Genomic DNA, 24,869 nt, shown 5'->3' on the forward strand with positions numbered 1-24,869 from the left:
GCTTGAAGTACCGTCTCTACATATTGGTTCTGTCAAGCTTTTTGTTTAGTTGTGAATTTTTTAAATTAAAACAGGAAGAGGAAGCTATCGCACGTGTTAATGATGTTTATCTTTATAAGAATGATATAAAAAATTTGGTTCCTGATGGCGCTTCAACTGCTGATAGTACCTTAATTGTTAATCAGTACATAAATAGATGGGCCTCTCAAATTTTATTAATGGAAGGGGCATTAGTAAATCTTAATGAAACAAAACAAGAGGATTTCACCAAATTGGTAGAACAGTACAAAATAGACCTTTTCACTAAAGCATATTTAGATGCATTGGTCAAGAAAAACATAGATACCATAGTAGCAAGGGATGAGGCCGAAATATTTTATGAGGCAAATAAAGAATCCTTTAAACTAAACGATGACATATTACAATTGCGATATGTTAGTCTACCACAAAACCCAATAAACTTAGATACTATCACCATGCGGTTTAAAAGGTTTAATAATGACGATAAAAGATATCTAGATTCAATATCCGTTCAGTTCAAGGCTTATTCACTAAACGATTCGTTATGGGTTAAGTATTCTCAAGTAGTAGAGAAAGTTTCAGTGGTAACCTTTGAAAATAAAAATCAACTGTTAAAAAAATCTAATTTTATAGAGCTCAAAGATTCATTAAACCTATATTTGATGCATGTGAACGACGTAAAAACGCAATACGAATATGCACCGCTAGAGTACGTCAATGAATCCATAAAACAGATCGTTATAAATAAGAGAAAGTTAGAGCTTATAAAGCAACTCGAAAATGAAATTACAAAAGATGCCATTAGAAATAAACAGTTTGAAACTTACAATTAGAGTACTAATCTTGTGCGTGTTAGTTAGTTTCAATTTTGGCTTTTCCCAAGAAATAATTGAAGATGAAGTTAAAGAGGTAAAACAAGATACCATTGTGAAAACAAGGATTAAAGCAGATGGCGTTGCTGCTGTTGTAGGTGAGTTCATTGTGTTAGAATCTGATTTGGATCGTGAAATTGCCCAGTTAAAGGCACAAGGTGCAGATTTGGAAGGTGTAACAAGATGTGAACTTTTTGGTAGTCTTTTAGAAAGTAAGCTATATGCACACCAGGCAATCCAAGATAGTATACTTGTTAATGAGCTCTATATCCAATCGTTAGTAGAACAGCAAATTGAAGGTATTCTTGCCCAGACCAACGGTGATATGGCCGGACTTCTTAATTTTTATAAAAAAGACTCTGAACAGGCACTTCGAGATGAAATGTATGAGATTAACAAAAACGCTTATCTGGCTAAAGAGATGCAAGATAAAGTGATTAGTGAAATTGAGATTACACCTGAAGAGGTAAGAACATTTTTTAATGATATACCTAAAGACGAAATACCCACTTTTGGTACAGAGTTGAAACTAGCACAAATTGTTGTAATTCCAGAGGTGACAGAAGACGCCAAGCAAGATGTAATAGACAAGTTAAAAGAGTTTAAAAGAGACGTAGAAGAAAATGGTGCGAGCTTCACCACTAAAGCTTTATTTTACTCTGAGGACAGCGGATCCAAAAATAATGGCGGTTTACTTCCTACTATGAACAGAAAACGTCCAAGGATGGTTAAAGAATTCCGAGACGTTGCATTCAATTTGCAGGAAGGAGAGATTTCAGAACCGTTTGAAACCGATTTTGGTTTCCATATTATTTATTTGGAGAAGGTAAGAGGCCAAGAATATGAGGTTAGGCACATTCTCTTAAGGCCAGAATTAACTCAGGAGGCAGTGCAGAAGGCAAGGGATGAAATTGAAATGGTAAGAGAGAAAATAATTAGTGGCTTGATTTCTTTTGCAGATGCTGCAAGGGAATTTAGTGACGAGAAAGAAACTAAGTACGAAGGCGGTCAGCTAACCAATCCTACTACACAAGATTTTAATTTTGAGCTTACAAGAATGGAGCCTGAGTTATATTCTCAAGTACAAGGATTAAAGGATGGTGAGATAAGTCCTGTCATTCAAGATGAAGATAGGGTTAACAGAGTTAAATTCAAAATTATGACCGTTACAGATCGAATAGACGACCATAAGGCAGATTTTGCGAGAGATTACCTCAAGATAAAAGAACTCGCACTTCAAGACAAACAAGTAAAGGCAATTGAAAAATGGCAGAAAGGAACCATTGAAGATACCTATGTGAAGATTAATGGTGAATACAGGAATTGCGATTTTCAAAGTAATTGGTTAAAACAGTAAATATGTCTGACGTTGCAGTAATTGAAAATTTTGTAAAGAAGTATGGTGCGTTAAAGCAAGAAATTGCAAAAGTAATCATAGGACAAGAAGATGTAATTGACCAGATACTTATTTCCATTTTTTCTGGTGGCCATTCGTTACTTATTGGTGTTCCTGGATTAGCAAAAACCTTAATGGTAAATACCATTGCACAAGCACTCGGTTTAGATTTTAAACGTATACAGTTTACTCCAGATTTAATGCCTAGTGATATTTTAGGTAGCGAAATATTAGACGAGAACAGGCATTTTAAATTCATTAAAGGTCCAATATTTGCTAATATTATTTTAGCGGACGAGATAAACAGAACACCTCCAAAAACTCAGGCCGCCTTATTGGAAGCCATGCAGGAACGCGCAGTTACTGTTGCAGGTCATAGGTATAAACTAAATTTACCATACTTTGTATTGGCAACTCAAAATCCAATAGAGCAGGAAGGCACATACCCTTTGCCGGAAGCCCAGTTAGACCGTTTCATGTTTGCTATAAACTTAAAATACCCATCTTTTAATGAAGAGGTAGAGGTCGTTAAAGCTACTACAACAGATGTGCAACAGAAGGTAAATGCCTTGTTTGAAGGGCGAGAAATAATGGATTTTCAACATGTAATACGACGAATACCAGTTGCAGATAATGTAATTGAGTATGCAGTATCCTTGGTTTCCAAAACAAGACCAAATACAGAGACAGCAGCTTCAATTGTAAACGAATTTGTAGATTGGGGAGCAGGTCCGCGTGCCTCACAGAATTTAATTCTAGCCGCGAAAACACATGCCGCTACTTTAGGAAAATTGTCTCCCGACATTGAAAATATACAGGCAATTGCCACGGGAATCCTTAGGCACAGAATAATCAAAAACTACAAGGCAGAAGCCGAGGGAATTACTGATGAGACTATTATTGAAAGTCTTTTTTAAGTATTGAAATTTATTCAATTTTCATTTAGGGTTACACAAACCGTAATTCATTCCTGTTCTAAATAAATAAAACTGTTAATTATTTACTTTATTTCTATTTTACTTGCAAAAAATTTAAATAATTATATAAATGACATATTATTTATGAATTATTTATAATGAAACATCAATTCTGTTACATATTTTTAAATACTCTTTTTAATTCGTAAATTTGTGCGACAAAAATTGAATTATCAACCTTTTAAATTTTTTTTATGGCTTTTGATATTGACATGATTAAAAAGGTTTATGCTAATATGGCTGAGCGCGTTGATGCGGCAAGGTCCATTGTGGGTAAACCACTTACACTTTCAGAAAAAATATTATATGCCCATCTCTGGGATGGAAAACCTACAAAAGCATATACGCGCGGAAAAGACTATGTCGATTTTGCACCGGACCGTGTTGCTTGTCAGGACGCTACGGCACAGATGGCATTATTGCAATTTATGCAAGCTGGGAAATCAAAAGTTGCAGTTCCCACGACCGTGCATTGTGATCACTTAATACAAGCAAAAAGTGGTGCAGAGGCGGACTTGAAACATGCAAACAGCACGAGTAGTGAGGTTTTTAACTTTTTAGAATCGGTTTCAAACAAATATGGTATTGGTTTCTGGAAACCTGGAGCTGGTATTATTCATCAGGTAGTTTTGGAGAATTATGCCTTTCCTGGTGGAATGATGATTGGTACTGATTCACATACCGTTAACGCAGGTGGACTTGGAATGGTAGCTATTGGAGTCGGTGGTGCAGATGCAGTTGATGTAATGGCGGGAATGGCTTGGGAATTGAAATTTCCGAAATTAATTGGTGTGAGATTAACAGGAAAATTGTCTGGATGGACAGCGCCAAAAGATGTTATTCTTAAGGTGGCAGAAATCCTTACGGTAAAGGGTGGTACAGGTGCCATAGTTGAATATTTTGGACCAGGAGCACTTTCTATGTCTTGTACAGGTAAAGGAACCATTTGTAATATGGGTGCAGAGATTGGTGCTACAACCTCTACTTTTGGTTATGATGATTCAATGGAGCGTTATTTGCGTGCTACAGATAGAGAAGATGTAGCAGATGAGGCAAATAGAATTAAAGAATATCTCACTGCAGACCCAGAGGTCTATGCTAATCCAGAACAATACTTTGATCAAGTCATAGACATTAATCTTTCAGAATTAGGACCACTTTTAAACGGACCATTCACACCAGATTTATCTACTACAGTTGGAGCTGAGATGACAGAAAAGGCAAAATCTAATGAGTGGCCAATGAAGGTAGAGTGGGGACTAATTGGTTCTTGTACAAATTCATCTTATGAGGATTTGTCTAGAGCGTCCTCAATAGCACAACAGGCTCTCGATAAAGGTCTGAAAACAAAAGCTGAATTTGGAATTAATCCTGGTTCTGAACAGGTAAGATATACAGCTGAGCGAGATGGAATTTTACAAGTCTTTGAAAAATTAGACGCTAAAATATTTACGAATGCCTGCGGTCCATGTATTGGTCAATGGGCACGTTATAGTGATCCTAAAAATGCACCAAAAAACAGCATAGTGCACTCGTTTAATAGAAACTTTGCCAAGCGAGCTGATGGTAACCCAAATACGCATGCTTTTGTTGCTTCTCCTGAAATAACGGCTGCTATTGCAATAGCAGGACGTTTAGATTTTAATCCAATGACAGACACTTTGATTAATGAAAATGGGGAAGAAGTGATGTTAGACGAGCCTACGGGATGGGAATTGCCTCCAAAAGGTTTCGAGGTTAAAGAAAATGGCTATTTGGCTCCAGTAGCAGATGGTAGCAAAGTAGAGGTAACGGTAAAACCAGATTCAGAAAGATTGCAACTGCTAACACCATTTAAGCCTATTGGCGACTCAATAAAAGGTGCTAAATTATTGATTAAGGCCTTTGGTAAATGTACTACAGACCATATTTCTATGGCTGGACCTTGGTTACGATTTAGAGGACACCTTGATAATATCGCTAATAACACACTAATCGGTGCTGTTAATGCATTTAATAAAAAGACAAACTTTGTAAAAAATCAATTAACCGGTGACTATGGTGGTGTACCAGATACACAAAGAGAATACAAGAAAAATGGAATTTGGTCTGTCGTTGTGGGTGACCACAATTATGGAGAAGGATCGTCAAGGGAACATGCAGCGATGCAACCTAGACACTTAGGTGTAGCGGCAGTTATTGTAAAATCTTTTGCACGTATCCACGAAACCAACCTTAAAAAACAAGGAATGTTAGGGTTGACCTTTGCCAATGAATCGGATTATGATTTAATTCAGGAGGATGACACATTTAACTTCCTTGATTTAAATGAGTTTGCTCCTGATAAACAATTGCATATTGAGGTTGTTCATACAGACGGCACTAAAAATGTAATTGCTTTAAATCATACTTATAACGATGCACAGATTGAATGGTTTAAGGAAGGGTCGGCTTTAAATTTAATAAAGAAACAAAATGCATAAGCACTAATTACATGCTTTAGCTAGAAACTCTCGGTAGATCTACTGAGAGTTTTTTTGTTTAAATCGTATATCGATTTAAGGTTATAATCAATTCCAAATATCAAAAGACAAGTATTCTTAAACAATTTTGATGTCGATTTATGAAAAATAAATTCACCAAGCAAAATATTTTATTTGCAATAATTATTGCATTATTGCTAATTCCCCAGACACGTTATCCTATCCAATTGTTGGTTCATAAGGGTTTGAGTTATATTAATCAATCTACGATTATAGAAGAAGGAGAAAGAGAAATTTTAAGCTATCAGAATTGGAAATTAATTTCTGATAATGGTGAAGTTCTTAATCTAAAAGATTTAAAGGGTAGAGTATTATTTATCAATTTCTGGGCTACTTGGTGTCCACCTTGTATTGTTGAAATGCCTAGCCTGCAAGACTTGTACAATGATTTTAATGAGGAGGTTGTTTTTCTTTTTGTAACGGGAGATGAGCTTGAAACTGTTCGAAAATTTAAAACAAAAAATTCATATTCGTTTAAGGTCTACAACGCTGTGAATAAAATTCCACAAAACCTCGAAACCAAATCAATTCCAAGAACGTTTATAATTGATAAGGCTGGCGCAATAGTAGTAGATGAAAAAGGAGCTGTAGATTGGTATAGTCAGAAAGTGAAAACGCAGTTGACTACACTTCTTGCCGAATGATTTTTTATTTAAAATATTTTCGTGGTACGATAAGCATCCCGAAATTTTCACCATCTTTTTGTCCTAAATGTTTATGATGTATTTTGTGCGCACGACGAACACCACGCGCATATTTATTATCAATGTTTCGCAACCATTTAAAACGTTGGTGAATAAAGATGTCATGTACAATGAAGTATGCAATACCGTAAGCCATAATTCCTATGCCAATTGGTAAGCAGTACCACATATTTTGCTCTCCCCATAGATAAAAACATAACATACTAACCACAGCATAGAAGATAAAGAAAGCATCATTTCTCTCAAACCAACTGTCGTGGTCTTTATGGTGGTGGTCTTTGTGAAGGCCCCACAAAAAACCATGCATGATATACTTGTGGGTAAACCAAGCATTAAACTCCATTATAAAAAAGGTTGCAAGAAAGATTAAAATCCAAAACACAATTTGCATAACTGGGAATATTTAAAGCAAATTTAATTGATATTTTACGTAACTGCGTGTAAGTAATTCTATCTTTTTATAGTTAGGTACACGGATTCTCGTAGATTTTATTTCCAAGGCCGGTGTTTTCTTTAATTTTTGTAATAATTTATTGTAGTAACGATAGGCCATGAACACACCAAATCTGGCTTCTAATGGCAGGCGTTTTATACCTTGTAGTCCCTTTGCAAAATCACTTTCTATATCATTTATTATAGCCTTTTTTGATTGCTCATCCAAATGATTTAAATCGGTATTTGGAAAATAAGTTCTACTTAAATCCTCAAAGTCTGCTTTCAAATCTCTCAAAAAATTAACTTTTTGAAAAGCAGACCCCAAACTCATTGCTGAGTCCTTAAGTTCCTCATACTTTTCATTATCTCCTTTTACAAAAACCTTTAAACACATAAGGCCTACTACATCGGCAGAACCATAGATATAATTGCGGTATTCTTCCTCCGTTAAATAATCCTTTTTATGAAGGTCTAATTTCATGCTATGCATAAAAGCATCAACCAAATGTTTATCAATATTATATTTGTGGTAAGTTTCTTGAAATGCATTTAATATAGGATTGAGGCTAATTTTGTCGTTAAGCGCATTCTCTAATGCCTCAGAAAAATCAGCAAATAATTTTTCTTTATCGTAATCATGAAAGGTGTCTACGATTTCATCGGCAAAGCGCACAAAGCCGTAAATGTTGTAAATATCTTGTCTAATACTTTCAGACAACATTTTCGTAGCCATTGAAAATGATGTACTATAAGCATTGGTAACCATCTTACTACATTCTTTGGATACATTGTCAAAAATTGTTTTCATAGTCTTTTTTGTGCTCTTGAATTTAATAAATCCTTTTCGATTTTTTTATCTATTTTTCATTTTTCTCTATTAACTCTGCAACCAACTTGCCTGAAATTAGTGATGGTGGCACACCTGGACCAGGTACCGTCAATTGTCCTGTGAAGTACAAACCATCTACTTTTTTACTCTTTAGTTTGGGTCTTAAAAATGCAGTTTGCATAAGTGTATTAGCCATTCCGTATGCATTTCCTTTATAAGAGTTGTATTCTTCGACAAAATCATTTACACAAAAGGATTCCTTAAACAAAATATTGTCGCGAACCTTTTGCTTGGTTAAATTTTCAAATCTATTTATTATAATATCAAAGTATTGCTCTCGCAATTCAGGGGTATCCTCTAAACCTGGTGCTATTGGTATAAGAAAAAAACCCGTCTCACATCCTTTGGGTGCCATACTCTCATCTGTAACAGAAGGAAAGTTTACATAAAATAAAGGATTTTCAGGCCATTTTGGGTCATCATAGATATTTTCAGCATGTGTTTCAAAATTAGTGTCAAAAAACAAGTTGTGATGCTCAATATCTTTTAACTTCTTATCGAAACCTACATAAAACAACAAGGACGATGGCGCAAAGGTTCTTTTCTGCCAATATGCCTCACTGTATTGTCTATGTTTTTTATCTAATAAGGACTCAGAGTGGTGATAGTCCGCACCACTCAAAATAATATCAGATTCTATTGTTTTACCGTTTACAATTATGCTGTGTGCATTACCGTTTTCTACATTTATTTTGTTGACATTGCTATTTGTGTGAATGGTTACACCAAGACTTTCGGCAAGGGCCTTCATTGCCTTGATAATTTCGTACATTCCACCCTTAGGATGCCATGTTCCAAGACCAAAATCGGCAAAATTCATAAAACTGTAAAATGATGGTGTTTGGCTTGGTTTGGCTCCTAAAAACAATACTGGAAACTCAAGGGTTGAAACCAATTTAGGATTTTTAAAATTCTTTCTAACTTCTGAACTGATAGTTTTGAAAAATCGGTCTACACGTGTTACAGTCTCTTTTGTTACTAACTCTAATGGCGATAGCCCTGGTTTAAGCACCACTTTGTTTATGGCAATATCGTAGTGTTCTTGTGCCTGAGCAATGAATTTTCTTAAAGGTTTAGAACTACCTGTTTCAATGCGCTCAAATTCCTCACATATCTGATCCATGTGATCTCCAATTGTGATGACTTCATCTGAAAAGAAAATTTTATAAGCTGGACTAAGTTTATCTAGTTTATAGTAGTCATTTGTAGACTTTCCAAAGTCATTGAAGAACTTTTCAAAAATATCTGGCATCCAATACCAGCTGGGACCTATATCAAAAGTAAACCCATCCTTTACCAATTGTCTTGCTCTGCCACCAACCGTATCATTTTTTTCAAAAACTGAAACCCTATGGCCTGCTTTTGCCAAATAGCATGCAGCGGATAACGACGAAAAACCAGAACCAATTATAGATATTGTTTTACTCATGATACGAATTATAGATTTTCAATTAATGATTGAATACTTTTAAATGCTGTAACGCCTTTAGGTAATTTATCTAAATCCAAGGCGTTAAGCATTTGACCTAAAATCCAAAGTTTCGTATTGCTTCCATTACTGATTAGAAGCTTATCAAAATCTTTTATGTATTGTTCAATCTCTGCTTTTTCTGGTTTAACCGTAAAGTATGAAATATAGATTAGCTCGTCATAATAATCCTGCAATGAAGACAAACTTTCTAACGGTACACTAAATCCTAAGAAAATGGATTGATAACCACGATTAACGAGTTCGTGGTTTATAAACATTAAACCCAATTCGTGGATTTCATTTTCTGGCAAATAAAGTACAAATGCCTTTTTTGACGGATTTATTTTTTGAGATTGAACTTTTTCAATATTAATCAATATTTTCTGGCGGATCAATGAGGTTAAAAAATGCTCGTGGGCGGGTGTGATCGTATCTGTTTGCCAGAGCAATCCAATTTCTGTTAACAGCGGAATAAATATTTCATAGAATACCTCATCAAATGCTTTTTCTTTTAAAAGTGAATTATAGGTATTATAGAATAAGGTTTGGTCAAAGTTTAACATAGAGAGTTTAAATGCATTGATCGCATGACTTTCTATATTGCTTTGCGCGGCGATTTCCCGAACTAATAAAGGAATTTTATGTTCCTCTAATGTTGCAATTTTTGATATTTTATGACCATTATTGTTTAAATAACTTACATTTAGAAGTTTTTGAAAACTAGCTAAGTCATAGTATCTTATGTTAGTTTCTGTACGTTTTGGTTGGAGTAGATTATATCGTTTTTCCCAAATTCTTATAGTGTGCGCCTTAATACCTGTAAGATTTTCAAGATCTTTAATACTAAACCTATTTTTTATGTTGTTCATTTTTTGTAAAAAATGTTTAAACAAAAATACATTTTATTACAATATGAACGGGATAATTAACAAAATTTAAATAAAAATGGTAGTGTAATGTCTTCGATTTTGGAGTATTATCAAAAGGGCAATAAAATTAAGCTAATTTGAAGTTAAAAAGTGCGCACGAGAAGACTCGAACTTCCACGACCTAAACGGTCACTGGCCCCTCAAGCCAGCGCGTCTACCAATTCCGCCACGTGCGCAAATTTGATGCGTAAAGATAAAAAAAAAGTTAAGCACTAAGCTTAACTTTGTGACCGGGCTGGGGCTCGAACCCAGGACCCTCTCCTTAAAAGGGAGATGCTCTACCAACTGAGCTACCCGGTCATTTTTTCTCTTACGAGGGTGCAAATATAAAATGATTAATTAATAAAACAATACATATTTAACTTTAATTTTTGTTTTTTTGCCTTGTGGAAAACTATTGGTTTAATAATCAATTTTGAAGGTTTATGATTGTAGTTTTATTAGGATATATGGGTTCGGGAAAATCTACCATTGGTAGCTATCTCGCTAATATCTTGAATTATGATTTTATTGATTTAGATACGTTTATTGAGTTACAAGAGAAAAGCAAAATAGCCGAAATTTTTCGGACAAAAGGTGAAATATATTTTAGAAAAAAAGAGGCTCAATATTTAAGAGATATACTAGACAATTCAAACAATTTGGTATTGGCGCTAGGAGGTGGCACACCATGCTATGCAATTAATATGAACCAAATTTTAAATCGTCAAAACGTTAAATCTTTTTACCTTAGACTTTCTGTTTCACAACTTACTGATAGATTGCTTAATGAAAAGGATAAAAGACCTTTAATAAGCCATATAAAAACGAAAGATGATCTTCAAGAGTTTATTGGCAAACATCTCTTTGAACGTGCCAATTATTATAATAAATCGCATGTAATAATTGATGTCCAAAACAGCTCGGTCAAAGACACAACAGAAGCTATTTTGCTACATTTAATCTAGGTAAGCCTCGTAAGGTTTTTTACTAAGATTAACATGCACGTGCTCAAAAAGGGAAGTGGATAGTGAAATGCCTTTAAAATCTGCTTTAACAGGATATTTTTTGTGATTTCTGTTTACTAAAACCGCTGTTTTAAACTGTTTTAGAGGTACATCCAAGAAGTGTTTTATCCCATAAATTAATGTGCTACCTGAATTAAGTACGTCGTCTATTAAAACAATGGATTTGTTAATGTAATCTTCCTTATTTAAAGTGGTTTTTATTGGGTTGAGTGGATTAACCTTGTCAATAGAAACCTTGCAAAGTGTACATTCTATTTCAGATATTTTATCTATTTGAGCCTTTATTTTTTTTGCTAATAAAAAACCATTGCTCTCAACACCAGCAATGATAAGTTCTGATTCATTGACATTGCTTTCATAAATCTGATAAGCCATTCTTCTAATTTTATGCTCAATCTCTTTATGGGTCAATATGGTGTTTTTAATTAAGGTCATCTTTTTTTTCAAAGATAAAAAACAGTTCTTTTCCTTGTCTTTCTTTTATTGAATTAATTGCAGGCTCTAAAATATTAATGGTATAGTTTTCTATAAAAAGTTGATTATATTCTTTTTCACTTCCTCCGAATGGAGGACCATCTGAACTCAAGGGGAAATTAAACAGTAACCCAACTATCTTTCCCTGTGGCTTTAGAAGTTGGAGCGTTTTGTTAGCATATGCAGATCTAAGATTTGGACTTAGTGCACAAAAAAAAGTTTGTTCTATAATAAGATCAAATGAACCACTATAGTCAAAAAAATCATCATGAATTAAGTGATCAAGCGGAAAATCTGGAACTCTAGATTTTAAATTCTGTAGTGGAATTTTAGCAATATCAATTACAAATACATTCTTAAACCCGTTCTTCCAGAGGTATTCTGCTTCATAGCTGTTTCCGGCACCAGGGATTAAAATTCTTACTGATTTATCAGTTAATTGGTCTATGTAAGCTTTTATTGGCGTGGAAATATAACCGATATTCCATCCAGTTTTATTTTCTTCATATCTGTTGTCCCAATATTCCTTATTAAGCGTCTTCATTTTCATAAAAATCATCAATATCTCTTCTATCTTTTTTTGTTGGTCGTCCGGCACCTTTTTTTCTGTAGTAATCTTTACTATACTTTAAAAGGTCTTTAGCCTCAAATGCCTCTTTAGGAGTAGTGTCTGTCCTATAAATATCAACAAGTTTAGCACCAACTCGATTAGGAGGTATATCATTAACAGTCATCTTGTAATTGATTTGATCTTTTCTAAATTCTATTTTATCTGTAGCATACACTTCCCTTGACGGTTTTGCGACTACGCCATTAATTTTGACCTGGCCTTTTTTGCAGGCTTGAGTCGCAAGACTTCTAGTCTTGTAGTATCTCACACACCATAAGAATTTATCAATACGCATATATTTTTTAACTAAAAACGACGTTAATCTTGTAATGCAAAAATATTATAATATTGTATCTTGCACCATAATTAAAAGCAATAATGAACCTTGATTTGAGTCAACCCAAAATCAAGTATAAAAAGAAACCTATGAAAATTAAGACTTTAAAGCTCGCCTTTTTGCTATTATGTGTTTTAGGAGTTGTAGTAGCTTGTGAAGAAGATGATTCGCCGATACAAACAGAATTTATTGAAGAGGATAGAACAGAACAGCAAGCTAAGGATCGTGATTCACTTTTAGCTTATTTAAATACGCATTACTATAATTCTGAATTCTTCGAAGCAGGGACAAATCATACTATTGATGATATTGTTATCACCGAATTAGGGGAAGGTGAAGATGTTCCTGATGGTCATACCTTATTAATTCAAAATATTACTACTAGAAATATTACCTACTTAGATGTAGAATATGAATATTATTTTTTAAAGCTGAACCAAGGAGGAGGTGATGCACCAAAATTCTCTGACAAAGTTAGGGTTCGATATGAAGGCTATTTTGTTGATGGTGGAGATACGTTTGACCAAGTAAGTACACCAATAGATTTGGATCTTTACGGTATTGCTTTTGGAACAGGTGCAATAACAGCTTGGCAACGTATTTTGCCAGAGTTTAATAGTTCGGTTGGTTTTTCAATTAGTGAAGATAATATAGTTAGTTATGACGATTATGGATTAGGTGTAATGTTTGTTCCGTCTGGACTGGGCTACTTCTCTTTTCCGAGACAAGGTATCCCTCAATACTCAAATTTGATTTTCAAATTTGAATTGTTGCAAACAGAGGTAAATGATCATGATGGCGATGGCATACCATCATTTATTGAGGATTATGATAATAATTTGGACCCGTTTGATGACAATACCGACGGAGATTCAGCACCAGATTATATAGATCTTGATGATGATAATGACGGAGTAATCACTCGAAACGAATTGGTACCAACCACTTACGTAGTTGATACTAATATGGGGGAGTTGGAGCCAGTTCTAGGCGCAAATGAATTTGAATTAAGTAGAGTTGAAGAAAATGGTGTTATAACAATTGAAACGGTTACTATGGTGGATACGAATGACAACAATGTTTTTGATCATTTAGATGAAGAGGTAACGACCAATTATAACGAAGAAGAGGAAGGATAGATAGAATAAGAATATAAAAACCTAAAGAAAAAGAAAGCCACTAGATAATAGTGGCTTTTTTTATTTTTTATCTATTATAATGCAATTGATAAACTCAAGATTAGCTGATCAGGCCTGGCATCAATTCTACTAACTATGCCATTGCCTAAGTTGTTATCAATAAAATTCGCCTCATTATCATTAAAGCCTCTTTCGTATCTCAGATCTATTCCAACCTTATTAAAGTTTAATCCTATACCAAAATTTAATCCCACTGAGAAATCATCCTCTACATCATTAATGTTAATCCCATCAAAATCTGAATCGAGTATATATTGTAAAGATGGGCCACCAAAAACACTAATTGGTCCCAACACCTTTATACCAACTAATAAAGGGGCATCGATTTTTTTTATTTCAAAGTCGCTACCATCATAATCACTTTTAGTTGCGGTGTAAACCAATTCAGGCCTAAAATAAAGGTCGTTACCGAGTTTTCCAAAGACACCGATATGGTAGCCAATATTACGGTCGGGATTTTTTGCATTTTCTCCGATTGACTCAAAATAATCGCCATTAGCACTGTAGTTTAACCCGCCTTTAAAACCAAAGGAACTACCATTTTGGGCCTGAGAGGCCAGACCAATAAAACTAAACAATGCAGATAGAATAAATGCTTTTCTCAAATTTTTCATAATGTTCGTTTTTAAGATTAGATATCTAATAATCAAAAACGTTGCCAAAACGAACTTATTTTCTGTTTAAGACAGTTTTTACTGCCTTTTTGATAGCTTCACTGTTTAAACCGTATTTGTCCATAAGTTGAGCAGGCGTTCCAGACTCGCCAAAAGTATCATTTGTTGCTACGAATTCCTGAGGTTTTGGATTATGTTGCGTTAATATTCGTGCTACACTTTCGCCTAATCCACCATAATAGTTATGTTCCTCCGCTGTAACAACGCAACCTGTCTTTTCAACTGACTTTAAAATAGCGTCTTCATCCAAGGGTTTAATAGTGTGAATGTTTATAACTTCAGCAGAAATACCTTCTTCATTTAAAGCTCTTGCAGCTTCTAATGCTTCCCATACTAAATGACCTGTTGCTACAATCGTTACATCGTTTCCATCAGTTAACTGAACTGCTTTGCCAATTTTGAACTCACCATTTTCAGGTGTAAAGTTTGGTACTTTAGGTCTTCCAAATCGCAAGTAAACAGGTCCTTTATGCTCAGCTATAGCTAAAGTTGCAGCTTTAGTTTGATTATAATCACAGGTGTTTATCACTGTCATGCCAGGTAGCATTTTCATCAATCCTATGTCTTCAAGAATTTGATGTGTTGCGCCATCTTCACCTAATGTAATACCTGCATGGGACGCGCAGATTTTTACATTTTTTCCTGAATATGCAACGCTTTGTCTTATTTGGTCGTAAACACGTCCTGTTGAGAAGTTGGCAAATGTCCCTGTAAAAGGTATTTTACCTCCAACGGTCATTCCTGCCGCAATGCCAATCATATTTGCTTCGGCAATTCCTACTTGAAAGAAACGTTCAGGATGGTTAGCCTTGAATTCGTCCATTTTTAAAGATCCGGTGAGGTCTGCACAAAGTGCAACCACGTTTTCGTTGCTCTTGCCCAATTCTGTTAATCCTGCACCAAATCCTGATCGTGTGTCTTTATTTCCTGAATTTATATATGTCTTCATAGTTAGTTCCATAAGTATTTAGTAGTCTCCCAAGGTTACGGGATTTTGAGCCAATCCAATTTCAAGTTGTTCATCATTCGGTGCTTTTCCGTGCCATGCATGTGTGTGCATCATAAAATCAACGCCATTACCCATTATAGTTTGTAAGAGTACACAAACTGGTTTATCTTTTCCTGTTAATGATTTTGCAGTAGACATTCCATTTAGGATAGCTTCTATATTATTACCTTCTTCTATTTCCACTACGGTCCATCCAAAAGCTTCAAATTTCTTCTTTAAATCTCCAAGTGGCAAAACTGTATCTGTTGCTCCATCAATTTGTTGACCGTTAACATCAATTGTTGCAATGAGATTATCTATATTATTACCAGCAGCATACATAATAGCCTCCCAGTTTTGACCTTCCTGTAATTCCCCATCACCGTGTAAACTATAAATTAAGTGATTGTCTTTATTTAATTTCTTAGCTTCTGCGGCACCAATGGCTACAGACATTCCTTGACCCAATGAACCTGATGCAATCCTAACACCTGGTAGACCTTCGTGAGTGGTTGGATGACCTTGCAGACGGCTGTCAATAAGTCTAAAAGTATTCAATTCGTCTACTTCAAAATAACCAGATCTTGCTAAGACACTATAATAAACTGGAGAAATGTGCCCATTAGAAAGGAAGAAAATATCCTCATCTTTTCCATCCATATCAAAACCATCTTTGGTCTCCATTATTTCTTGATAGAGTGAAACAAAAAACTCTGTACAGCCAAGAGAGCCTCCAGGATGTCCAGAATTTACTTTGTGTACCATCCGCAAAATGTCTCTGCGAACTTGAACTGTTAAATCATTTAATGCTTTAATGTTTGGCATATTATGTTGCTTAATTTTGTGGCACAAAAATAATCTTTTACTAAAGCCTTACAAAAACACAAATAGCTCACTTATTAACGATTTACAAGATTTGCTAACAATTTTAATTTTAATTAAGAGATGTATGTATGTGAGTTAATTATATTTGCCAGTGCAGAGGCGGTTTCATGAATTTTAATTTAATAGCAAACGACAAAAAATCTAAGGCAAGAGCTGGTACAATTGTAACAGATCATGGAGCAATTGAAACACCAATTTTTATGCCTGTTGGTACAGTAGCTTCTGTCAAAGGAGTACATCAGCGAGAGCTTAAATATGATATTAATCCTGATATAATTTTGGGAAACACCTATCACTTGTATCTAAGGCCTCAGACCTCGATATTAGAACAAGCAGGTGGTCTTCATAAATTCATGAATTGGGATAGAAATATTTTAACAGATTCAGGAGGATATCAAGTATATTCCTTATCTGCAAATAGAAAAATAAAGGAAGAAGGTGTGAAGTTTAAATCGCACATAGATGGGAGCTATCACGTTTTCACTCCTGAAAATGTGATGGAAATTCAAAGAAGTATAGGTGCAGATATTATAATGGCCTTTGATGAATGTACCCCCTATCCTTGTGATTATAATTATGCTAAACGCTCAATGCATATGACGCATCGTTGGTTAGAGCGTTGCTTAAGTCATTTGGAAAAAACACCATTTAAGTATGAGTACGGACAGACGTTTTTTCCTATAGTTCAAGGAAGTACATATAAAGACTTAAGAAAGCAATCGGCAGAATATATTGCAAACGTAGGAGCAGAAGGTAATGCCATTGGAGGTCTATCGGTAGGTGAACCAGCTGAAGAAATGTATGCCATGACCCAAGTGGTTTGTGATATATTGCCCGAAGATAAGCCAAGATATTTAATGGGTGTAGGTACACCAATAAATATATTAGAGAATATTGCGTTAGGTGTAGATATGTTTGATTGTGTTATGCCAACGAGAAATGCAAGAAACGGCATGCTTTTCACATCTCATGGTACAATTAATATTAAAAACAAGAAGTGGGAAAATGATTTTTCGCCAATTGATGAAATGGGTATCACGTATGTTGACCTAGATTATAGTAAGGCCTATCTGAGGCATCTATTTACGGTAAATGAATTATTAGGAAAACAAATTGCAACAATTCATAACTTGGGATTTTATATTTGGTTAGTCAGGGAAGCAAGAAAACATATTATTGCTGGTGATTTTGATGAGTGGAAGAGTAATATGGTTAAACAAATGGATAAGCGCTTGTAAAATTGAAGATTTTAGATTGGTACATATTAAAACGATACATCTTTACCTTTTTAATGATGCTTCTATTATTTATTCCAATCGGGATAACAGTTGATTTAGCTGAGAAAATAGGGAGAATCCTAGAAAATAATGTGCCATTTGGAGAAGTCGCAACATATTATCTTAATTTTACGGTATATTTTGCCAATTTGTTGTTTCCCCTGTTTTTGTTTTTGAGTGTAATTTGGTTTACCTCTAAGCTTGCCAATAATACTGAAGTAGTCGCATTTTTAAGTTCAGGTGTTTCCTTTTCAAGATTTTTACGACCATACATAATAGGTGCTACAATTGTTGCGACTTTCGCTCTATTTTTAGGCATGTTCCTTGCACCAATTGCAAGTCAGGGATTTAATGAATTTAAATACGAATATTTAAAGAAGAATAAACAAATACAGAAAACAAGAGATGTTTACAGGCAAATAAATGATAACGACTACATCTACATAAGCAGTTTTTTACCTAAACGAAATATTGGCATGAACTTTACCTATGAACATTTTGATGGTAACGAATTGAAATATAAAATTTTTGCAGACAATATAAGGTATATAGAGGAAGATTCAATTTATAGGCTCACAGGATATGTGAAGCGTAGTTATGATAATGGCATCGAGACTATTGAAAAGGCTAGGCGACAAAATATGAAAATGCCATTTGAAATTGAAGATCTAGCACCTGTGGAGTACGCCGCAGAAACTAAACCATATTTTGAGTTACTTGATTTTATAAAGGCGGAAAAGAGACGTGGTTCGTCTAACATAGGAAGATATGAAGTTGTAAAACTTAAAAAATGGAGTTTGCCTGTATCTATTTTTATTTTAACAATTATTGCCGTTGCCGTATCATCAATTAAGAGGCGTGGTGGAATGGGTGTTAATTTGGCAATTGGTATCACTATAGCTATGGTCTATGTGTTTTTCGATAAAATTTTTGGGGTAATGGCGGCGCAATCCAACTTTCCCGCATTTATAGCAGTATGGTTTCCCAATTTTATATTTGGTATTTTAGCTATAATCCTGCTACAAAATGCGAAACGCTAGACTAAAGTATTATATACACTTACACTTTCTAGTCTTTATTGCTGGTTTTACAGCAATACTTGGTGAATTAATTTCAATTGGTTCATTAGAATTGGTCTGGTATAGAATGGCAATCGCTGGCATATTAATGTTTTTGTTCATTAAATTCGTAAAGATAAAACTCGCGATTTCTAGGAAAACACTAGTACTTTTTTCCATAGCAGGTATAATTATTGCCTTGCACTGGGTAACCTTTTTTGAGGCTATAAATCAAGCTAATGTATCCATCGCCCTTGCCATGTTTTCTTCGGGTGCTTTTTTTGCTTCATTTATAGAGCCCATTGTTTTTAAACGTAAAATCCTAGGCTATGAAATTCTGTTTGGACTGTTAGTTATTTTGGGAGTTTTCCTTATTACTAGCAGTGAAATAGACTATGTCAACGGTATTGTTTTAGGACTTTTGTCGGCTTTATTTTCAACACTTTTTGCAGTTATAAATGGACGTTTTATAGAACGATATAATTCTACTATAATTTCATTTTATGAGTTTATTAGCGGTGTGGTTTTTTTAACAATATTCATTCTTGCAACAGGAACAACATTCAATAGAGAATTTTTCATTTTATCAAGTTCAGATTGGATTTACTTGTTTATTCTTGCTTCAATCTGTACGGCTTATGCATTTATCGGTGCAGTTGAGGTTATGCGTTACATAAGTCCTTTTACCGTTATCTTGAGCTACAATCTAGAACCTGTTTACGGTATAGGCATTGCCTTGATTTTGTTTCCGGAGACAGAAAAAATGTCACCCCAATTTTATATCGGTGCCATTCTTGTATTGGTGACGGTTTTACTTGATGCTGTATTTAAAAATTACAAGAGACGTCAACAGAAAACGAATAATATTACCAATTAAAGTTTTTATATTTGTAGCCTAACTAACTAAAAATCTAATTTCAAATTATATGGAATATTTAGAATTTGAATTACCCATAAAAGAACTAGAAGAGCAATTAGATAAATGTCAAATAATTGGTCAGGAAAGTGATGTAGATGTAACTGAAACTTGCAAGCAGATTGAAAAAAAACTAGCAGAAACCAAAAAAGAAATCTACAAAAACCTCACAGCTTGGCAACGAGTCCAGTTATCGAGGCATCCAAATAGACCATACACTTTAGATCATATTAACGCACTATGTGGTGACTCGTTTTTGGAACTACATGGCGATAGAAGTGTTAAGGACGATAAAGCGATGATTGGTGGTTTGGGTAAAATCGGTGATCAATCGTACATGTTCATTGGGCAACAAAAGGGCTACAATACTAAAACAAGGCAATATAGAAACTTTGGGATGTCTAATCCGGAGGGTTATCGAAAAGCCTTACGCTTAATGAAATCTGCCGAAAAGTTTGGTATTCCTGTAGTTACATTGATAGACACGCCAGGAGCCTACCCAGGTTTGGAAGCAGAAGAACGTGGTCAAGGAGAAGCTATTGCTCGCAATATATTAGAGATGACTAGACTCAAGGTGCCAATAATAACAGTAATAATTGGAGAAGGAGCTTCAGGTGGTGCTTTAGGTATTGGAGTAGGAGATAGAGTTCTTATGTTAGAAAATACGTGGTATTCAGTAATATCACCAGAGTCATGTTCTTCGATTTTATGGAGAAGTTGGGAATACAAAGAACAAGCCGCAGAAGCCTTAAAATTAACTGCAAAGGACATGAAACGAATGAAGCTTGTAGATCAAATAATAAAGGAGCCCTTAGGAGGTGCTCATACGGATAGGGAAAAGACTTTTTTGTCAGTTAGCAATGCTATTGTAAAATCATACGAAGAACTTAAAAACTTATCACCAAAGGAATTGGTTAAACAGCGCATGGATAAATATGCAAACATGGGTGTGTTTAAAGACTAATTTCAATAATCATAAGCATTTAAAAAAACCGAAGTTTTAATTTTCGGTTTTTTTTATACCTATTAACATTATTTTCAAGTTATTAACAGTCTAATTGTTAACGAAGTGTTGAGATTGGCAAATGTTAAATTTGCACTTCATCGATACTATTTGGTTACATTTGTACCTTATGAAACAACCCAATCCTGTTAAAGGTTATAAAGTAGACAGAAGCGCGATTATTAGCTTGGAAAAAGGAAAGATACCTCCTCAAGCAATTGATTTAGAAGAAGTTGTGCTTGGCGCAATGATGATTGACAAAAAAGGGGTTGATGAGGTAATTGATATTCTAAGTCCAGAAGCTTTTTATAAAGATGCTCATAGATACATTTTTGAAGCTATTTTTAAATTGTTTGAAAATAGTGAACCTGTTGACTTATTAACTGTTTCAAGCCAACTAAAGAAAGATGAAAAATTAGATGTTGTAGGAGGCGATTTTTATCTCATTTCTTTGACACAGCGCGTGTCATCCTCAGCACATATTGAGTTTCATGCCAGGATAATTTTACAAAAATATATCCAAAGAAGTTTAATTAAGATTTCAAACGAAATAATTGAAGAGGCATACGATGAGACCAAAGATGTTTTCGATCTTTTGGATAATGCTGAAGCTAAGCTTTACGAAGTAACTCAAGGTAATGTAAAAAAGTCTACAGAAACAGCTCAGAGTCTGGTAATTCAAGCCAAGAAAAAAATAGAAGAAATATCTAACAAAGAAGGGCTAAGTGGCATACCATCTGGCTTTGATAAATTAGACAAGCTTACATCTGGATGGCAACCTAGTGATTTAATTATCGTTGCTGCGCGTCCTGGTATGGGTAAAACTGCACTCACACTCACCATGGCAAGAAATATAGCCGTGAATAGTAATATCCCTGTTGCATTCTTCTCTTTAGAGATGTCTTCAGTACAATTAATTACACGATTAATTTCTAGCGAAACAGGTCTGTCTTCAGAAAAACTAAGAACAGGCAAATTAGAAAAACATGAGTGGGAGCAACTTAATGTAAAGGTAAAAACACTAGAAAAAGCACCGCTATATATAGATGATACCCCATCGCTTTCAATTTTTGACTTAAGAGCTAAGGCAAGGCGTCTGTCATCGCAATATGGTATTAAACTAATTGTGATAGATTATTTGCAGTTAATGACGGCTGGAGGAAGTCAAAAAGGTGGTAATCGTGAGCAAGAAATATCAACTATTTCAAGAAATCTAAAGGCACTTGCAAAAGAACTTAATGTCCCCGTTATAGCACTTTCGCAATTATCCCGTGCTGTTGAAACACGTGGTGGAAGCAAAAGACCATTGCTTTCTGATTTACGTGAGTCTGGTGCAATAGAACAGGATGCAGATATTGTTTCTTTTATTTACAGACCAGAATATTATAAAATAGATGAGTGGGACGATGAAGAGCGCTCACCAACAGAAGGACAGGGAGAGTTTATTGTTGCCAAGCATAGAAATGGAGGCCTGGATAATATAAGGTTGAAGTTTATAGGTCATCTTGGTAAGTTTGATAATTTGGATGACTTTGATACACCTTTTGGTGAGTTTCATTCAAAAATGAACGCCGCCGCCAATGATGATACTTTTAAACCCGATACTTATCCGTCTGCATCAGACGCATTTGATAGTCCTGAGGAAGACGATGTTCCGTTTTAACAGTCATTTAAAAGGTTATTAAACTCATTTTAGTCTATCTTTGCAATCCAAAAAAGTTTACCTAGAAATTGCCTCATGCTAAATCAGAGACGAACAACAAACATTTTGTTGTTAACCATAGCGATACCGCTTATATTTTATCTCCTAAAGATACTTTCTTTCATATTTATACCACTAATATTCTCAATGTTTATTGCATTACTGTTTTTACCATTAATGCGATGGTTGGGAAGACGTAATGTTCCTAAATTTATAAGTATAATAATTGTACTATTACTCGTTACTGGTGGTTTAAAATTGGGTGCAGAATTAGTACAGCTTTCAAGTAAAGAAATTCTTGCAACCAAATCAGACTTTTTCCCAAAGGCAGAAGCAAAATTAGCAGATCTTAGGTTATATCTTTTTAATAATTATGGTATTGAATTTGAACAGGACCAAAACCTTATTTCACAGTTTTTTCAAAAAGAAAACATTGGTTCAACTATAGGGTTTCTTAGAAAATTTTTTACCACAATTTTGATGACTGCATTCTTTGTAGTTCTTTGGCTGGCAGAATCTATAAATGTCCACAAGCTTTTGAATAACACAATATTAAAACAAAGGCATACTTCAATAAAAGCATTTATGAAAATTGAAAAAGACCTTATCAAGTTTATAAAGGTCAAATTTTTGGTAAGTGCTTTAACCGGGTTGTTCACTGGTTTAATGTGTGTATTTTTTGATGTTAGCTTCCCTATTTTCTGGGGCTTGTTTGCCTTTGCCATTAATTTTGTGCAAATGGTAGGGTCTTTTATTTCAGTAATCTTCCTGTCCATTTTCGCATTTGTAGAATTGGACCCAACAAGCACTTTGTTTTTCTTTATCATTTCAATTACTATGGTTCAAGTAATTTTCGGTGCAATATTAGAACCAATTTTTATGGGCAAATCGTTTTCAATCAATATAATAGCGGTATTGGTAATGCTTATGCTATGGGGATTTTTATGGGGAATTCCAGGCTTAATAATGGCCATACCAATTACGGTTTTTATAAAAATTATTCTCGAACAGTTTGATAGTACTAAAGTAATTGCCAGTCTTTTATCTGGAGATGAAACACAACTTCAAAAGTATTAATTGACCAAGCGTGTAAATTTTGATTTAAAGATTCGCTTTGCTTAGAATCACTTCTTAAATTTAAGTAAAACACATCCTTAGAAGTTGATTAAACAAAAACTAGAGGTCTTAAAAGAAATATAATTTTAGCTCTAAAGACTAAAATTTAAGTATCTTTCGTTACAGATCTATGAACCTAAAAAACCTCCTAATATTGTTTTTTGTGGTGTGCTTTAGCCATAAAGCATGGGCATCTTATATACTAATACCAATGGATGCCGAATCTCAGGAAAATCATTTGAAGGCATATGGTGTAACTTATTGGACTCTGGAAAGGGAATTAAAAGTCAATTGGTTGCTAAATTATAGAGGCGGATCGTTTTTGTTGCCAGATGCAGATATTATTAGAAGAGAGTGTCAGATAAGAGGGGTTTCTTTTGAAGTATTATCAGATGTAGAAGCTTCTCAAATATTGGACGAGATTAGCAGTCCTGCTGTAAATCAAGAAACTGTAGTTTTGGAAAAAGCGCCAAAAATAGCTGTGTATACACCATATGGCAAACAACCTTGGGATGATGCAGTCACGATGGTATTAACCTATGCCGAAATTCCATATGAAACCATTTACGATGAAGAAGTTTTAAATGATGAATTGCTACTGTATGATTGGTTGCACTTGCATCATGAAGATTTCACCGGTCAATATGGCAAATTTTACAGAACCTACAGATCTGCTGCCTGGTACATTGAAGAGAAGAAGTCTGCCGAAGAATTGGCGACAAAACTTGGATTCTCAAAAGTGTCTGATGCTAAACTAGCTGTTGCATTAAAAATTAGGGATTATGTTGTTGGTGGTGGATTTATGTTTGCGATGTGTTCCGCAACTGATAGTTTTGATATTGCTTTAAGTGCTGAAAATGTGGATATATGTGAACCAATGTTTGATGGTGACGGGAGCGATCCTGGCTATCAAAATAAAATTGATTATTCCAAAACGTTTGCATTTAAAGATTTTATACTAGAGCGAAGTCCAAATGTCTATGAGTTCTCTTCAATAGATATGACAAGGAAGCGACAAATTCCCTTTAAGACAGACTATTTCTCATTAATGGAATATTCGGCTAAATGGGATCCAATACCAACAATGCTCACACAGAATCATACTGCATTAGTGAAAGGTTTTATGGGTCAGACAACCTCATTTACTAGAGATCAAATTAAGTCTAATGTTTTGGTGATGGGTGAAAATAGAACAAACGGAGAAGCCAAGTATATACATGGTATAAAAGGGAAAGGGTTTTTTACATTTTATGGTGGTCATGATCCTGAAGATTATACACATAGGGTAGGAGACCCAAAAACGGAATTAGACCTTCACCCAACTTCGCCAGGTTATAGGCTTATTTTAAATAACGTTTTGTTCCCTGCTGCGAAGAAGAAAAAGCAAAAAACTTAATTTTGATTTAG

Annotated in this window: 24 protein-coding genes and 2 tRNA genes; 14 read left to right on the forward strand and 12 right to left on the reverse strand. The window is 34.6% G+C overall.

Annotation, left to right across the window (positions count from 1 at the left end; all coding sequences use genetic code 11):
* Nucleotides 1-2: 2 nt before the first annotated feature.
* From LBU54_RS07120 to LBU54_RS07140, 5 genes are all read left to right on the forward strand, one after another.
* Complete coding sequence (locus LBU54_RS07120) at nt 3-854, forward strand: peptidyl-prolyl cis-trans isomerase (RefSeq protein ID WP_224527767.1); 852 nt, start codon at nt 3-5, stop codon at nt 852-854.
* Nucleotides 802-2,250, forward strand: coding sequence for a peptidylprolyl isomerase (locus tag LBU54_RS07125; protein WP_224527770.1), 1,449 nt, complete (start codon nt 802-804; stop codon nt 2,248-2,250). Before LBU54_RS07120 ends, LBU54_RS07125 begins: the two co-directional genes overlap by 53 nt.
* A gap of 2 nt (nt 2,251-2,252) precedes the next feature.
* The gene (locus tag LBU54_RS07130) at nt 2,253-3,206 is read left to right on the forward strand and encodes an AAA family ATPase (RefSeq protein WP_224527772.1); all 954 of its coding nucleotides are present in this window, start codon (nt 2,253-2,255) and stop codon (nt 3,204-3,206) included.
* A gap of 254 nt (nt 3,207-3,460) precedes the next feature.
* Entirely contained in the window at nt 3,461-5,728 is a 2,268-nt protein-coding gene (locus LBU54_RS07135) for an aconitate hydratase (protein ID WP_224527773.1), read from the forward strand.
* Between the two features lie 140 nt (nt 5,729-5,868).
* On the forward strand, nt 5,869-6,432 hold the full coding sequence (locus tag LBU54_RS07140) for a TlpA family protein disulfide reductase (RefSeq protein WP_224527775.1): 564 nt from the start codon (nt 5,869-5,871) through the stop codon (nt 6,430-6,432).
* Nucleotides 6,433-6,436: 4 nt separating this feature from the next.
* Here the strand turns inward: LBU54_RS07140 and LBU54_RS07145 are convergent, their stop codons facing one another.
* The 6 genes from LBU54_RS07145 to LBU54_RS07170 form a co-directional block, all read right to left on the reverse strand.
* Nucleotides 6,437-6,883, reverse strand: a complete 447-nt coding sequence (locus LBU54_RS07145; RefSeq protein ID WP_224527777.1) for a sterol desaturase family protein — start codon at nt 6,881-6,883, stop codon at nt 6,437-6,439.
* Between the two features lie 12 nt (nt 6,884-6,895).
* Nucleotides 6,896-7,735: a phytoene/squalene synthase family protein gene (locus LBU54_RS07150; RefSeq protein ID WP_224527779.1), complete on the reverse strand. Its 840-nt coding sequence runs from the start codon at nt 7,733-7,735 to the stop codon at nt 6,896-6,898.
* Between the two features lie 49 nt (nt 7,736-7,784).
* Nucleotides 7,785-9,245 carry a phytoene desaturase family protein gene (locus LBU54_RS07155; RefSeq protein WP_224527781.1) on the reverse strand — a complete coding sequence of 487 codons (1,461 nt, stop codon included), beginning with the start codon at nt 9,243-9,245 and terminating at the stop codon, nt 7,785-7,787.
* 8 nt (nt 9,246-9,253) lie between these two features.
* Nucleotides 9,254-10,156 carry a MerR family transcriptional regulator gene (locus LBU54_RS07160; protein WP_224527783.1) on the reverse strand — a complete coding sequence of 301 codons (903 nt, stop codon included), beginning with the start codon at nt 10,154-10,156 and terminating at the stop codon, nt 9,254-9,256.
* A 151-nt stretch (nt 10,157-10,307) separates the two neighbouring features.
* Nucleotides 10,308-10,392 (reverse strand) — tRNA-Leu (locus tag LBU54_RS07165).
* 51 nt (nt 10,393-10,443) lie between these two features.
* Nucleotides 10,444-10,516: transfer RNA gene (locus LBU54_RS07170), tRNA-Lys, on the reverse strand.
* Between the two features lie 125 nt (nt 10,517-10,641).
* On the opposite strand from LBU54_RS07170, the gene LBU54_RS07175 reads away from it, so the two are divergent.
* Complete coding sequence (locus LBU54_RS07175; protein WP_224527785.1) at nt 10,642-11,163, forward strand: shikimate kinase; 522 nt, start codon at nt 10,642-10,644, stop codon at nt 11,161-11,163.
* Here the strand turns inward: LBU54_RS07175 and LBU54_RS07180 are convergent.
* Genes LBU54_RS07180 through LBU54_RS07190 form a run of 3 tightly spaced genes read right to left on the reverse strand, consistent with a single transcriptional unit; the run spans nt 11,155 to nt 12,602 of the window.
* Nucleotides 11,155-11,658 carry a phosphoribosyltransferase family protein gene (locus LBU54_RS07180; protein WP_224527788.1) on the reverse strand — a complete coding sequence of 168 codons (504 nt, stop codon included), beginning with the start codon at nt 11,656-11,658 and terminating at the stop codon, nt 11,155-11,157. The genes LBU54_RS07175 and LBU54_RS07180 overlap by 9 nt on opposite strands.
* On the reverse strand, nt 11,645-12,241 hold the full coding sequence (locus LBU54_RS07185; protein WP_224527791.1) for a TPMT family class I SAM-dependent methyltransferase: 597 nt from the start codon (nt 12,239-12,241) through the stop codon (nt 11,645-11,647). The genes LBU54_RS07180 and LBU54_RS07185 overlap by 14 nt, the downstream gene beginning before the upstream one ends.
* Nucleotides 12,228-12,602: an RNA-binding S4 domain-containing protein gene (locus LBU54_RS07190; protein ID WP_224527794.1), complete on the reverse strand. Its 375-nt coding sequence runs from the start codon at nt 12,600-12,602 to the stop codon at nt 12,228-12,230. Before LBU54_RS07190 ends, LBU54_RS07185 begins: the two co-directional genes overlap by 14 nt.
* Before the next feature lie 131 nt (nt 12,603-12,733).
* On the opposite strand from LBU54_RS07190, the gene LBU54_RS07195 reads away from it, so the two are divergent.
* Entirely contained in the window at nt 12,734-13,783 is a 1,050-nt protein-coding gene (locus tag LBU54_RS07195; RefSeq protein WP_224527797.1) for an FKBP-type peptidyl-prolyl cis-trans isomerase, read from the forward strand.
* Nucleotides 13,784-13,857: 74 nt separating this feature from the next.
* Here the strand turns inward: LBU54_RS07195 and LBU54_RS07200 are convergent, their stop codons facing one another.
* From LBU54_RS07200 to LBU54_RS07210, 3 genes are read right to left on the reverse strand one after another with little or no spacing between them, the layout of a single operon-like run.
* Nucleotides 13,858-14,457: an outer membrane beta-barrel protein gene (locus tag LBU54_RS07200; protein ID WP_224527801.1), complete on the reverse strand. Its 600-nt coding sequence runs from the start codon at nt 14,455-14,457 to the stop codon at nt 13,858-13,860.
* 55 nt (nt 14,458-14,512) lie between these two features.
* Nucleotides 14,513-15,466 carry a transketolase family protein gene (locus LBU54_RS07205; RefSeq protein WP_224527803.1) on the reverse strand — a complete coding sequence of 318 codons (954 nt, stop codon included), beginning with the start codon at nt 15,464-15,466 and terminating at the stop codon, nt 14,513-14,515.
* Between the two features lie 18 nt (nt 15,467-15,484).
* Nucleotides 15,485-16,330 (reverse strand): transketolase, encoded by an 846-nt coding sequence (locus LBU54_RS07210; protein ID WP_224527808.1) that lies wholly within the window; start codon nt 16,328-16,330, stop codon nt 15,485-15,487.
* A gap of 167 nt (nt 16,331-16,497) precedes the next feature.
* Between LBU54_RS07210 and tgt the strand changes: the two genes are divergently transcribed.
* The 7 genes from tgt (at nt 16,498) to LBU54_RS07245 (ending at nt 24,858) form a co-directional block, all read left to right on the forward strand.
* Nucleotides 16,498-17,628 (forward strand): tRNA guanosine(34) transglycosylase Tgt, encoded by a 1,131-nt coding sequence (gene tgt / locus LBU54_RS07215; RefSeq protein ID WP_224527811.1) that lies wholly within the window; start codon nt 16,498-16,500, stop codon nt 17,626-17,628.
* Nucleotides 17,629-17,630: 2 nt separating this feature from the next.
* Nucleotides 17,631-18,707, forward strand: a complete 1,077-nt coding sequence (locus LBU54_RS07220) for an LptF/LptG family permease (protein ID WP_224527814.1) — start codon at nt 17,631-17,633, stop codon at nt 18,705-18,707.
* Nucleotides 18,694-19,602 carry a DMT family transporter gene (locus LBU54_RS07225; protein ID WP_224527817.1) on the forward strand — a complete coding sequence of 303 codons (909 nt, stop codon included), beginning with the start codon at nt 18,694-18,696 and terminating at the stop codon, nt 19,600-19,602. Before LBU54_RS07220 ends, LBU54_RS07225 begins: the two co-directional genes overlap by 14 nt.
* 49 nt (nt 19,603-19,651) lie before the next feature.
* Complete coding sequence (locus tag LBU54_RS07230; protein WP_224527820.1) at nt 19,652-20,605, forward strand: acetyl-CoA carboxylase carboxyltransferase subunit alpha; 954 nt, start codon at nt 19,652-19,654, stop codon at nt 20,603-20,605.
* A gap of 169 nt (nt 20,606-20,774) precedes the next feature.
* Nucleotides 20,775-22,307 (forward strand): replicative DNA helicase, encoded by a 1,533-nt coding sequence (gene dnaB, locus LBU54_RS07235; protein WP_224527823.1) that lies wholly within the window; start codon nt 20,775-20,777, stop codon nt 22,305-22,307.
* Nucleotides 22,308-22,382: 75 nt separating this feature from the next.
* Nucleotides 22,383-23,423 (forward strand): AI-2E family transporter, encoded by a 1,041-nt coding sequence (locus LBU54_RS07240; RefSeq protein ID WP_224527826.1) that lies wholly within the window; start codon nt 22,383-22,385, stop codon nt 23,421-23,423.
* A gap of 250 nt (nt 23,424-23,673) precedes the next feature.
* Nucleotides 23,674-24,858 carry an asparagine synthetase B gene (locus LBU54_RS07245; RefSeq protein WP_394370853.1) on the forward strand — a complete coding sequence of 395 codons (1,185 nt, stop codon included), beginning with the start codon at nt 23,674-23,676 and terminating at the stop codon, nt 24,856-24,858.
* Nucleotides 24,859-24,869 lie beyond the last annotated feature (11 nt).

The sequence above is a fragment of the Winogradskyella alexanderae genome (assembly GCF_020166335.1).
Taxonomy (GTDB): domain Bacteria; phylum Bacteroidota; class Bacteroidia; order Flavobacteriales; family Flavobacteriaceae; genus Winogradskyella; species Winogradskyella alexanderae.